The organism is Sphingobium sp. SYK-6, assembly GCF_000283515.1.
Lineage (GTDB): Bacteria > Pseudomonadota > Alphaproteobacteria > Sphingomonadales > Sphingomonadaceae > Sphingobium > Sphingobium lignivorans.
On the sequence record NC_015976.1, the window covers coordinates 384,210 to 396,576 of the forward strand.

Sequence of the window (12,367 nt, forward strand, 5' to 3'; positions counted from 1 at the left end):
CCCTCTCCGTCCCAGTCGTTAATCCTACCCTTGTAGACGGTTGCGGCGAGAAAGGAACGGCTGTTCGTGGACTGGCTGTGGCCGGGTGCGCGCCACTTCCCGCTGGCCTCGCCGCGCGCGGCGCCTATATGGAGCGCATGACCAGTCCCACGTTCCGGCAGATCCTGGAAGATTACGAACTCCTCGAAGGCGACGAGCGCTATCGCCTGCTGATCGACCTTGGCCGCGCGCTCGAGCCCATGCCGGACGCGCTGAAGACCGACGCGACGCTGGTGCGCGGCTGCTCTGCCGCTGTGTGGGTCTACCCCACCCGGCGCGAGGACGGCGCGCTGCATTTCCTGGCGGACAGCAATGCCGCGATCACCAAGGGTATCATCGCGCTGGTGCTGCTCGCCGTGCAGGACCGCATGCCGGCCGAGGTGGCGGCGGCCGACATCGAAGGCGCGCTGGCGCCCTTCGATCTCAAGCGCCAGCTTTCCTCCAACCGCACGCAGGGCCTGCCCAACATGATCGCGCTGATCCGCGAGACGGCCACGCGGCTGGCGGCCGGCGAACAGGGCTCGTAACGGGGCATCGTCCTGCCGCTTGGCGGACGCGATGCGCGAACGGCGCCCGTTCCGATATGCCTGCCCTGTCTCAGGGCGCCGGGGGTGCCGGCATCATTTCCCCGCCCAGCGCGCGGTAGAGCGTGACGCGGTTGCCGGCCGCTTCCAGCAGCGAGGCGACGAGCGTGCGCCGGGCAGTGTAGAGGCTGCGCTGGGCATCGAGCGCGGCGAGGAAGCTGTCGATGCCGCCGCGATAGCGCGCGTCGACCAGATAGGCGGCATCCTCGCTGGCCTGCACGCGCAGCCGGTCCGCGCCGAGCTGGTCGTCGATGGTCGCCTGCCGCGCCAGCGCGTCGGCCACTTCCCGATAGGCGGTCTGGATCGCCTTCTCATAAGCCGCGAGCAGTGCATCCCGCTGGGCCTGGCTGGCGGCGACGCCCGCGCGCGCCGCGCCGCCCTGGAAGATCGGCCATGTGATCCCGGCCGCCCCCTGCTGAAGCTGCGTGCCGCCGCTGCCGAACAGGCCATCCAGCGAGGAGCCGACGAGGCCGAACAGCGCGCCGAGCGTCACGCGCGGGAACAGCGCCGCGCGGGCCGCGCCGATCTGCGCATTGGCGGCGCGCAGGTCATGCTCGGCGGCCATGATGTCCGGACGGCGCAGCAGCACTTCGCTGCTCGTGCCGGGCAAAGGCGCGTCGATCGTCTCGCCCGCTTCCTCGATGCCGCCGGGCAGCAGGGCAGGATCGACCGGGGCGCCCACGAGCAGGGCAAGGAGATTGCGGTCCTGCGCGATCGCGGTCGTGTACCGCGCCATGTCGGACTGGGCCGTGGCGAGGATGGTCTGCGCCTGCCGCAGGTCGCTGCGCGGCGCGATGCCGCTCGCGAGCCGCGCCTGCGTGAGCGCTTCGGTCCGCTGCGCCGTCTCCGCCGTCAGCCGGCTGATCTCCAGCAGGCTCGCATCGGCCGCATGGGTGAGCCATGCCTGCGCGATGTCGCCGATCAGCGCGAGCCGCACCGCCTGCGCGTCCGCCGCCGTCGCGAGATAGTTTTCGCGCGCGGCATCGGTGAGCGAGCGGATGCGCCCGAACAGATCGATCTCATAAGCGGTGACCGACAGATCGGCGGTGGCGGTCGTCCGCGTCTCGCCGCCGGCCTGGTTGCCGCGCACCACATCGGCGCCCGCATCGAGCTGCGGGAAGAGATCGGCGCGCTGGATGCGGAACTGGGCGCGGGCCCGGGCGACATTGGCGGCGGCCTGCCGCAGATCGCGATTATTCTCCAGGGCGATGTCGATCAGCGCGATCAGCCGCGGATCGCGGAACAGCGTGCGGTAATCGGCGGCGGGAAGGCCGGCCTGATCCGCCAGCGCGGCCGCGTCCCCGGGCCATTGCGCCTGCACCGGCGCCGCCGGGCGCTCATAGGCCGGGGCGAGCGAGCAGCCGGCGAGCAGGCAGGCCGCCAGTGGCAGGGCGCGGCGCATGCTCACGGCTCCTTCCGTCCGGCGCGCCGCGCCACGATCCGTTCGCTGATCCGCTGGAGGGTGTCGCGCGTCAGGCGGCGCACGATCACGAAGAACAGCGGAATGTAGAAGATGGCGAGGACCGTCGCGGTCAGCATCCCGCCGATGACTGCCGTGCCGATCGCGATGCGGCCATTGGCGCCCGCGCCGGTGGAGACGGCCAGCGGCAGCACGCCGAAGATGAAGGCGAAGCTGGTCATGAGGATCGGCCGCAGGCGGCGCCGCGCGGCTTCCGCCGCCGCATCGATGATCCGCATGCCCCGCTTCTCCGCCTGCTCGGCGAACTCGATCATCAGGATCGCGTTCTTGGCGGCAAGGCCCATGGTGGTGAGCAGGCCGATCTGCAGGAAAATGTCATTGATGAGGCCGCGCAGGGTCACCGCGAGGACGGCGCCCACAAGGCCCAGCGGCACGATGAGCAGCACCGCGATGGGAATGCTCCAGCTCTCGTAGAGCGCGGCCAGGAACAGGAAGACGACCAGCAGCGAGAGCGCGTAGAGCAACGGCCCCTGCCCCTGCAGCAGCCGCTCCTGATAGGAGAGGCCGGAGAAGGCGAGGCCGATCCCGGGGATGTCCTCCACATGCTGCTCGATCCGCCGCATGGCCTCGCCCGAACTGTAGCCCGGCGCGGCCTGGCCGAGCAGCTGGTAGGAGGGAATGCCGTTGAAGCGCGAGAGGCTGGGCGGCGTCATCGACCAGCTCAGCGTCGCGAAGGACGCGAAGGGCGTCATCTGGCCATTGCCGCCACGCACATGCCACTGGCCCAGATCCTCGGGCTTGGCGCGATAAGGCGCATCGCCCTGCACATAGACGCGCTTCACGCGGCCACGATCGACGAAATCGTTGATGTAGCGGCCGCCCCATGCGGAGGAGAGGGTGAGATTGACATCGCTCTGGTTGAGGCCAAGCGCCGCCAGCTTCTGATGATCCACGTCGACGCGCAAGGCGGCCTGATCGGGCAGTTCCTGCAGGCGGACGGCGGCCAGCTCCGGGTCCGCCCGCGCGGCGGCCACGACCTTGTCCCGCGCCGCGGCGAAATCGGCCGCGCTCAGATTGCCGGTATTGAGGATCTGCGCCTCGAAGCCGGTGGATTGGCCAAGGCCCGGAATAGCGGGGGGCGTCAGCGCGAAGATCTGCGCATCGCGCAGGCCCGAGAGGGCGCCGCTGGCGCGCCGCGAGACGGCTTCGGCCGTGTTCTCCGGTCCCGGCCGCTCTTCCCACGGCTTGAACATGATGAAGCCCCGGCCGACATTCTGGCCGATGGCGCCGCCCGGGCCCGAGGTGCCCGCGACCGTGAACAGCGTCGCGACGGTGCCGCTCTCATGCTCCGCGAAATAATCCTCCACCACCTTCTGCACCTCGGCCGTGCGGTTGATGGTGGCGCCGGTCGGGAGCTGGAAGCTGACGATGCCCACGCCCTGATCCTCATTGGGCAGGAAGCCGGTGGGCAGGCGCTGGAACATGACGACGAGCAGCAGCACCACCAGTGCATAGATGGCCAGCGAGAGGCCCCGCCGGTCCACGATCTTGCGGACGGCCGCCACATAATGGTCGATGCCCCGGTCGAACCGGCTGTTGAAGCCGTCGCGCGCCCGCAGGAGCCAGCCGTGAACGCGCGGCAGGCGGCGTTCCATCCAGCTCCTGTCACCCTCCCGGATGGCGTCGCTCTCCCGGTGGGGCTTGAGCAGATGCGCCGTGAGCGCGGGGGAAAGAATGATCGCGACGAAGACCGAAAGGATCATCGCCGAGACGATGGTGATCGCGAACTGGCGGTAGATCACGCCGGTCGACCCGCCGAAGAGCGCCATGGGCATGAACACGGCGGACAGGACCAGCGCGATGGCGATCAGCGCCATGGTGATCTCGCGCATCGAGCGGATCGTCGCTTCCCGGGCCGTCATGCCGGGATTCTCCGCCATCAGCCGCTCGACATTCTCGACCACGACGATGGCGTCGTCGACGAGCAGGCCGATCGAGAGCACCAGCCCGAACAGGGTGAGCGTGTTGATCGTGAAACCCGCGACATACAGCACCCCGAAGGTGCCGAGCAGCACCACCGGCACGGCGATGGTGGGAATGAGCGTCGCGCGCCAGTTCTGCAGGAACACGAACATCACGATCACCACGAGGATGATCGCCTCGATCAGCGTCTTGGTGACTTCCGAGATGGAGAGCTTGATGAAGGCCGTCGTGTCCTGCGCGAAGCCATATTCGAAGCCCTCGGGGAAGGTGTCGGACAGCTCGGCGACGCGCGCCTTGATGAGCTCCGCGGTGGTGAGCGCGTCCGCCCCGGGCGCGAGCATGAACGCCACGCCCGCGCCGGGATGGCCGTTCACATGGATGGTGACGGTATAGTTGTCCGCCCCGATCTCGACGCGCGCGACATCGCCCAGGCGCACGGTCGCGCCGGTCGGCAGCGTCTTGACCACGATGTCGCGGAACTGCTCGGGCGTCTGCAGCCGCGCCTGCGCCGTCACATTGACGTTGAGATACTGGTCCGGCGCGGACGGCTCCGCGCCGAGCTGGCCGGCCGCGACTTCCGTATTCTGCGCCTGGATCGCGGCGATCACGTCGCCGGGCATGAGCTGGAAGCTCGTCAACCGCTCCGGGTTCAGCCAGATGCGCATGGCATTGGGCGAGCCGAACACATTGACGTTGCCCACGCCCGGCACGCGGCTCAGCGTATCCTGCAGGTTCGAGGAGAGATAATCCGAGACCTGCTGCGCGGACATGCGGTTGGACGCATCGTAGAAGCCCACGATGAGCAGCATGTCCGAATTGGCCTTGCGGACCTGCACGCCGCTCTGCTGCACTTGCTGGGGCAAGCGCGCGATGACCGACTGGAGCTGGTTCTGGACCTGCACCTGCGCGATGTCCGGGTCCGTGCCCTTGTCGAACGTGGCGGTGATGTTGGCGCGCCCGCGCGCGTCCGATGACGAGGTGAAGTAGAGCAGGCCGTCGATGCCGTTGAGCGACTGCTCGATGACCTGCGTCACGCTGTTCTGCACCGCCTCGGCCGATGCGCCCGGATAATTGGCGCTGATGCTCACCTGCGGCGGCGCGATGTCCGGATATTGCGCGATCGGCAGCGAATAGATCGCGCCGATGCCGGAGAGCATCACGATCGTGGCGAGGACCCAGGCCAGGATGGGCCTGTCGATGAAGATGCGGGAGAGCATGGCCGCTCAGCCCCCGGCGCGCGCGGGCGCCACCGGTTGCGGGGCATCCGCCGGCACGGCCCGGATATCCTGCCCGGGGCGCAGGTCGCCGGTGCCCTGCACGATCACGCGGTCGCCGGCCTTCAGGCCGTCCGTGACGACCCAGTTGGCGCCGAGCGTGCGTGGCGCCTGCACCGAGCGCGCCTCGGCCTTGTTGTCCCGCCCGGCGATGAACAGGCGGGCGCCGCCCTTGCCGTCCCGCGTGACGGCCGCCTGCGGCACGAGGAAGGCGCCGCGATCCACGGCCTGGGCGAAGCGCGCCCGCACGAACATGCCGGGCAGCAGCAGGCCATCGGGATTGGAGAAGCGCGCGCGCAGCGTCACCGTGCCGGTGGCGGGATCGACAAGCGTCTCGGAGAACTGGACGCGTCCGACGCCTTCATATTCGCTGCCGTCCTCCAGCAGGAGGCGCACGTCCGCCGAGGAGGGCGAGGCGCCGCCGCGCGCCAGCAGCCGCCGCAGCGCGAGCAGATTGCCGGCGCTCTGCTGGATATCCACGAAGATCGGATCGAGCTGGTTGATGACCGCCAGCGCAGTGGCCTGATTGCTGGTGGCGAGCCCGCCGGGCGTGACCAGCGAACGGCCGATCCGGCCACTGATGGGGGCAGGCACGGTGGTGAAGCGCAGATTGATGCGCGCCGTCTCCAGCGCCGCCCGCCGCTGCGCCACGGCCGCTTCGGCCTGCTCGGCCGCGGCGACGGCATTGGTATAGTCCTGCTCGCTGATCGCCTGGATCACGACCAGCGGCTTGTAGCGCTCCGCAAGTGCGCGTGCCGCTTGTGCGCTCGCTTGCGCGCTCGCCAGATTGGCCTGCGCTTCGGCTGCCGTGGCGCGATAGGGCGCGGGATCGATCTGGTAGAGCGGCTCGCCCGCGCGCACGAGCGCGCCCTCGGTGAAGAGGCGGCGCAGGATCACGCCGGAGATCTGCGGCCGCACTTCCGAGGTGAGATAGGCGTTCACGCGCCCCGCCAGCACGGTCTCGAGCGGTACATCCTGCGGCTGGACGACCACGAAACCGACAGTCTTCTGGCCCGGGCCACCGGCGCCGGGTTGCTGTTGCTTGCCGCCGCTGCCGCAGGCCGACAGCGCGACCAGCAAGGCGCTCGACAGAGTGATCGCCATCCATCGGGGTCGATAAGGCAAGGCGTTGGATCCGATGCTGAAATGGCGCGGTGGGGCTCGGCCTGAATTCCTACCGAACGGTAGACGATGTCAAGTCCTCGAAAAGGCTATGGGGAAAATCCGGGGCGCCATTTCGAGCCCGGCGGGTTTTGTGCCTATAAGGAGCGCGACTCGACCGGGCCGTCAATGCGGGCGGCAACGGGACGAGCGAGAGGTGAAGGAGGCAAGGCGCGTTGATCGATCCGAAGCATTTCCGCGATGTGATGAGCAGCTATCCGACAGGCGTGTGCGTGGTGACCGCCACCGCTGATACGGGGGAGCGCTGGGGGCTTGCCGTCGGCTCGTTCACGGCGATTTCGCTCGATCCGCCGCTCGTGGGCTTCCTGCCGGACAAGCGCTCGCGCAGCTGGGAGCAGATCGCGGGCGTGGGGCGGTTCTGCGTCAATGTGCTGGGCAGCGAGCAGCTCGACGAGTGCCGCCGCTTCGCCTCGCGCCATGACGACAAGTTCGACGGCATGGCGCATGGCCACAGCCCGGGCGGCCATCCGTTGCTCGACGATGCGCTCGCCTGGATCGATTGCGACGTGGCCGAAGTGGTGGAGCTGGGCGATCATCTGCTCGTCGTCGGCGCCGTGCGCGCCATGGAGCGGCGGGACGGCGGCGCGCCCCTGATCTTCTATCGCGGCGGCTATCACACGCTCGCGGGACTGGGCGAGGAAACCGCCTGACCGAAAGGCAGGATCGCTTCCAGCGCGGACAGCGGCGGCGCGCCGGGAACGGCGCGGCCGAGGCGCATCAGGAAGACATGGCGCACGATCTCGGCCTGCTGCTCGATGCCATAGCGCGAGAAAGGCCGGCCGGGCTCGAACGCATAGCCATAACGGCAGAAGGGATGCCGCCGCAGCAGGAGATTGAGCCCGCGCTGGTGCTGCCAGACATGCGTCATCTCATGCAGGAACAGGCCCTGATGGGCCAGCGTGCCCTCGCCGAAGCAGGCGCAGTAGCTGTGCCCCTGCGGATGGAAATGAATGTGTCCGCGCGGGGCCATCACGATCGCGCGAGGCTGGAAGGGCCACCATTTGCGCCGGCGGATGCGCACCGCATCGAGATCGATCGCGGTGCCGAACATGCGCCCGGCAAGCGCGCGCTCGGCGGCCGTCAGCGATCGCTCGCCATCATCCTCCGCCGCCAGAACGCGCATGTCCGCCATCGCACCGAGATAGGTGCGCGGCGGGCGTGAACAAGGCGGGTCAGGCCTTCGTCTTGTCCAGCACGGTGACGGCCAGCATGGTGATGGTGAAGGCGACCGTCATGCCGATGAAGACGATGACGGGCCACTGGGCGAGATGCTCCATGATCTGTTGCTCCGTAGCTCAATATTCCTTCTGCCATCCTGGCCATGGCGCGCGGCGAGGCATTGATCTGCGTCAATGACGGGAACGGAGATTTTGGGGAAAGGAAGGCAAGGTCTCGTTCGATGTCCGGCTGATTCTGCCGCTGATGTCGAGAGCTGGCGGGACGGATCATGCGGGGGTCCCACCAGATGGCGCAAGCCGATTGCCTTCGGGCCTTCTTTTCGGGATTATTAAGGAACCTCCGGAATGATGTCCGGCGGAAGGAGAGTCCCGTGCGCTGCCCCAGCCAGACAGAGGATGAGGAAGGACGCCTGCGTGCACTGGCCGATTATGGCCTCACGCCCGGCGTCGTGCTGCCCTCGCTAGACCCCATCGTGGAAATCGCGGCGCGCATGTTCGACGTGCCGGTCGCGGCCGTGAACATGATCGGCAGCGATCATGTCTTCCTCCCCGCCAGCGTGGGCATCGGCGTCTGCGATGACCGGCGGGAGGTCTCCTTCTGCGCGCATGCCATCAATCAGGACGAAGTGCTCGTGGTCGAGGATGCGCTGCTCGACGTGCGCTTCCATGACAATCCGCTGGTCCGGGACGGCATCATCCGCTTCTATGCCGGCGTCCCGCTGCGCACGCGCAGTGGGCATGCGCTGGGCGCGCTGTGCGTCATCGACAGCGAGCCGCGGGCCGCCTTCAGCCGGCAGGACAGCGCGCGACTGAAGGATCTGGCTTCGCTCGTGCTCGACAAGCTGGAACTGCGCCGGCTGGAAGTCTCCGCCACCAGCATTCCCCCGCGCCTCGAAGCGAGCGCGGCGATATCCCCCAACGCGGTGATCTGCTTCGATCCCCAATCGCGCATCACGGCCTGGAACGAGGCCGCGGCCACGATGTTCGGCTACCAGGCGGCCGAAATCGACGGGCGGCCGCTCGATCTGCTGGTCGCGGAAGATCAGCGCGCCACGGTGCATAAAGGCGTCGAACTGGTCCTGGCCGGCGCCCCGCCCAGCAATGTCGGCACGGACCTGACCGCCGTGCGCGCCAATGGCGAGCGCTTCCCGGTCGAGTTGTACTGGTCGCGCTGGTATGAGGGCGACCGGATGCATTTCGGGGCCATCGTGCGCGACATGACCGACCAGCGGCGCGAGCGCGATGCGCTTTATCACCTTGCCAATTTCGATACGCTGACCGGCCTGCCCAACCGCAACCTGCTGCATCAGCGCGCCGCCGAGGCAATCCGGCGCGCCAGCGGCGCCGCGCTCATCCTCACGGATCTCGATGGCTTCAAGGACGTCAATGACACGCTTGGCCATGGCGCGGGCGACGCGGTGCTGCAGGTCGTGACCCAGCGCCTGCTTGGCCTCGTGCCGCCCGGCAGCACCGCCGCGCGCGTCGGCGGCGACGCCTTTGCCGTGCTGCTGGTGGAGGATTGCGATCCGCTGCGCCTCGCCCGGCTGGCGCGGGAGATCGGCGCCGCGATCGCCGAGCCCATCGTCGTGGAAGGGCATGAAGTGCGCATTGCCGCCAGCTCCGGGCTCGCCGTCGCGCCGGACCATGGCGAGACGGTCGAGGAACTGACGAGCAGTGCCGATCTGGCGCTGTTCCAGGCCAAGAGCGGCGGCCGCGGCCGCGCCTGCCTGTTCATCCCCGCCCTGCGCGCGGAAGCCGTGGCGCGCAGGCGCTATGAGGCCGAGCTGCACCGCGCCGTCGAGCGCAGCGAATTCGTCCTGTTCTACCAGCCGCAAATTCGCCTGGGCGACGGCGCGCTGGCCGGGGCGGAGGCCCTGATCCGCTGGAAGCATCCGGAGCGCGGCCTGCTCGCGCCCGCCGCGTTCCTGCCCGCGCTCGAAAGCGGGGCGCTGGCCGCGCGGGTCGGCAGCTGGATTTTGCGGACCGCCTGCGCGCAGGCGGCGTCATGGCGCTGCGATCAGCCGTACTTCAAGATCAGCGTCAATCTCTTCGCCGAGCAGTTCCGCACCGGCAGCCTCGTGCAGGACGTGCACGAGGCACTGACCGCCAACGACCTGCCGGCCGAAGCGCTGGAGCTGGAGATCACCGAGAACATCATTCTCGACCAGCAGGAAGTGGTGCTGCGGCAACTGCGCGAATTGCGCAAGCTGGGCGTCGCGCTGTCCTTCGACGATTTCGGCACCGGCTTCGCGTCGCTCAACATGCTGCGCACCTGCCCCGTCACGCATCTCAAGATCGACAAGAGCTTCACGCAGAGCATCCACCGCTCGCAGCAGGATCAGGCGATCGTCCTTTCCATCCTGGACCTCGCGCAGAAGCTGGGGCTGGAAGTGGTGGCGGAAGGTGTGGAGAAGAAGGCGGACGCCACGTTCCTGCGGGAGCATGGCTGCGCCAAGGGACAGGGCTATCATTTCGGCCGGCCGGTCCCCGCCGCGGTGTTCGGCGAACTGTTCTGGCCCGAGCAGCGCACCGCCTGAAGCGCATGCCGTTCAGGCCCCAAGGCTGGGCCGCGAGCGCTTGCCGATTCGACGATGTGAGGGTGAGGAAGCTGGATGCCCGACGAGGATTCGAACCTCGATTGACGGAGTCAGAGTCCGTAGTCTTACCTTTAGACGATCGGGCAACAGGCGGCGGGCTCTAGGCCGCTGAAATCCCCGCGTCAAGGTTTTTGGGGTGCGAAAGTCCAGCAGCGCTTGCAGGGACGAAGCCGCAAAAATCAGGATCGCCCGGTGGCGGATAGCGCCCTGACGCGGCCGTGCTTGCGCCGCGCGCCGCGCGCGTCTAGCGTCTGCCTCAAGTCCCGGCGCCAGCGCGCCGGCGGGAAGGTACGGCGGTCATGGCACAGAAGGCCACATCCGTGCCGCGCACGGGTTCCTGGTCGAGGCCGCCGGGTCCGCCCAGCGGCAAGGACAGCAGCGGCGACGCGATGTCGCGAATCATGCCGCGCGGCAATCTCGCCGCGCTCGACCTTGGCACCAACAATTGCCGCCTGCTGATCGCCCGGCCCGAGGGCGACCGATTCGTCGTGGTCGACGCCTTCTCGCGGATCGTGCGGCTGGGCGAAGGGCTGGGCGCCACCGGCCGGCTCTCCGACGCCGCGATCGATCGCACGATCTCTGCCCTCTCGGTCTGCGCGGACAAGCTGCGCCGGCGCCGCGTCGTGCTGGCGCGGTCGGTCGCGACGGAAGCCTGCCGTCAGGCAGCCAATGGCGCGGAATTCGTGGCGCGCGTCGCGGCCGAGACGGGCATCATGCTGGACATCATTTCCGCGCAGGAGGAAGCGCGGCTCGCGGTGCTGGGCTGCCAGTCCCTGCTCGAATCGGGCGAGGGGCCGGCGATGATCTTCGATATCGGCGGCGGCTCGACGGAGCTGGTGCTGCTGGAGGACGGGCCGGATGGTCACCGCATCATCGACTGGCTGAGCGCGCCGCTGGGCGTCGTCTCTCTGGCCGAGGCCGTGCCCGGCCATGTCAGCGACCCGGCCGAACGCGCCGCCGCTTATGGCCGGATGACCGCGCTGATGCGGGAGGCATTCGCCGGGTTCGCCGCGCGCCTGCCGAAGGACCGGCCAGTGCGGCTGCTCGGCACCTCCGGCACCGTCACGACGCTGGCGAGCGTGCATCTCGGCCTGCCCCGCTATGACCGGCAGGCGGTGGACGGGCTGATCGTGCCGGCCGAGGCCATGCGCGACATCGCCCGGCGCCTCTCCGGCATGAGCATGGCCGAGCGGGTGGCGCTGCCCTGCATCGGCGAGGAGCGGGCCGATCTGGTCGTGGCAGGCTGCGCTATTCTGGAGAGCATCATGGATATCTGGCCAGCCGAACGGCTCGGCGTCGCCGATCGCGGCATTCGCGAAGGCATATTGCGGGCGCTGCTCGACAGCGGCTCGCGGCGGAAGCTGGGCTGATGGCGCGGGGAGACAAGCCCGTCGGCACGCGGGTGCGCACTGCGCGCGGCCGCACCGCCCAATCCACGCGCTGGCTCTCCCGCCAGCTCAACGATCCCTATGTGAAGCGCGCCAAGGCGGAAGGCTATCGCAGCCGGGCGGCCTACAAGCTGATCGAGCTGGACGAGAAATTCGGCCTTCTGAAGGGCGTGCGCCATGTCGTGGACCTGGGCGTCGCGCCCGGCGGCTGGGCGCAGGTGGTGCGCAAGAAGGTGCCGCAGGCCGCCATCGTCGGCATCGATCTCCTGCCCGTCGAGCCGATCGCCGGCGTCACGCTGCTGCAGATGGATTTCATGGCGGACGAGGCGCCCGGGCGGCTGATCGCGGAACTGGGCAGCGCGCCCGATCTCGTCATGTCGGACATGGCCGCGAACACGGTCGGCCACCAGCAGACCGATCACCTGCGCACCATGGGATTGGTCGAGGCGGCGGCGGACTTCGCGATGCGGACCCTGAAGCCGGGCGGCGCCTTCGTCTCCAAGGTCTTCGCCGGCGGCACGGACGATGCGCTGCTGCGCCAGCTCAAGGCTGCGTTCCGCACGGTCAAGCATGCCAAGCCGCCGTCGAGCCGCAAGGGGTCGGTCGAGTGGTTCGTCGTCGCGCAGGGCTTCAAGGGCCAGCCGCAGGGCAGCGCCCCGGCGGACCATCTCCCCGAGGAAAACTGACCGAAATCCGGACAGTCCGGACAGTCCGGCACCCGT

At 68.8% G+C, this 12,367-nt stretch carries 9 protein-coding genes and 1 tRNA gene; 5 read left to right on the forward strand and 5 right to left on the reverse strand.

Translation table 11 applies throughout. The features are described 5' to 3' along the window. The first annotated feature begins 137 nt into the window (after positions 1 to 137). Positions 138 to 566 carry a SufE family protein gene (locus SLG_RS01855; protein ID WP_041392396.1) on the forward strand — a complete coding sequence of 143 codons (429 nt, stop codon included), beginning with the start codon at positions 138 to 140 and terminating at the stop codon, positions 564 to 566. Between the two features lie 70 nt (positions 567 to 636). Here SLG_RS01855 and SLG_RS01860 read toward each other — a convergent pair whose 3' ends face one another. From SLG_RS01860 to SLG_RS01870, 3 genes are read right to left on the reverse strand one after another with little or no spacing between them, the layout of a single operon-like run. Then, positions 637 to 2,025, reverse strand: a complete 1,389-nt coding sequence (locus SLG_RS01860) for an efflux transporter outer membrane subunit (RefSeq protein ID WP_014074705.1) — start codon at positions 2,023 to 2,025, stop codon at positions 637 to 639. A 2-nt stretch (positions 2,026 to 2,027) separates the two neighbouring features. Beyond that, on the reverse strand, positions 2,028 to 5,243 hold the full coding sequence (locus tag SLG_RS01865; RefSeq protein ID WP_014074706.1) for a multidrug efflux RND transporter permease subunit: 3,216 nt from the start codon (positions 5,241 to 5,243) through the stop codon (positions 2,028 to 2,030). A 6-nt stretch (positions 5,244 to 5,249) separates the two neighbouring features. Next, the gene (locus SLG_RS01870) at positions 5,250 to 6,404 is read right to left on the reverse strand and encodes an efflux RND transporter periplasmic adaptor subunit (RefSeq protein WP_014074707.1); all 1,155 of its coding nucleotides are present in this window, start codon (positions 6,402 to 6,404) and stop codon (positions 5,250 to 5,252) included. 233 nt (positions 6,405 to 6,637) lie between these two features. Here SLG_RS01870 and SLG_RS01875 point away from each other — a divergent pair, with 233 nt between their 5' ends. Continuing rightward, positions 6,638 to 7,132 (forward strand): flavin reductase family protein, encoded by a 495-nt coding sequence (locus SLG_RS01875; protein WP_014074708.1) that lies wholly within the window; start codon positions 6,638 to 6,640, stop codon positions 7,130 to 7,132. Here SLG_RS01875 and SLG_RS01880 read toward each other — a convergent pair. Then, entirely contained in the window at positions 7,096 to 7,614 is a 519-nt protein-coding gene (locus SLG_RS01880; protein WP_014074709.1) for a hypothetical protein, read from the reverse strand. The two genes, SLG_RS01875 and SLG_RS01880, sit on opposite strands and share 37 nt — an antisense overlap. 417 nt (positions 7,615 to 8,031) lie before the next feature. Between SLG_RS01880 and SLG_RS01885 the strand changes: the two genes are divergently transcribed. Further along, positions 8,032 to 10,197: a putative bifunctional diguanylate cyclase/phosphodiesterase gene (locus SLG_RS01885; RefSeq protein WP_041391677.1), complete on the forward strand. Its 2,166-nt coding sequence runs from the start codon at positions 8,032 to 8,034 to the stop codon at positions 10,195 to 10,197. A gap of 72 nt (positions 10,198 to 10,269) precedes the next feature. Here the strand turns inward: SLG_RS01885 and SLG_RS01890 are convergent. Beyond that, positions 10,270 to 10,343: transfer RNA gene (locus tag SLG_RS01890), tRNA-Gln, on the reverse strand. Positions 10,344 to 10,556: 213 nt separating this feature from the next. Between SLG_RS01890 and SLG_RS01895 the strand changes: the two genes are divergently transcribed. Next, the gene (locus tag SLG_RS01895; protein WP_014074712.1) at positions 10,557 to 11,627 is read left to right on the forward strand and encodes a Ppx/GppA phosphatase family protein; all 1,071 of its coding nucleotides are present in this window, start codon (positions 10,557 to 10,559) and stop codon (positions 11,625 to 11,627) included. Then, the gene (locus SLG_RS01900; RefSeq protein ID WP_014074713.1) at positions 11,627 to 12,331 is read left to right on the forward strand and encodes an RlmE family RNA methyltransferase; all 705 of its coding nucleotides are present in this window, start codon (positions 11,627 to 11,629) and stop codon (positions 12,329 to 12,331) included. The genes SLG_RS01895 and SLG_RS01900 overlap by 1 nt, the downstream gene beginning before the upstream one ends. Positions 12,332 to 12,367 lie beyond the last annotated feature (36 nt).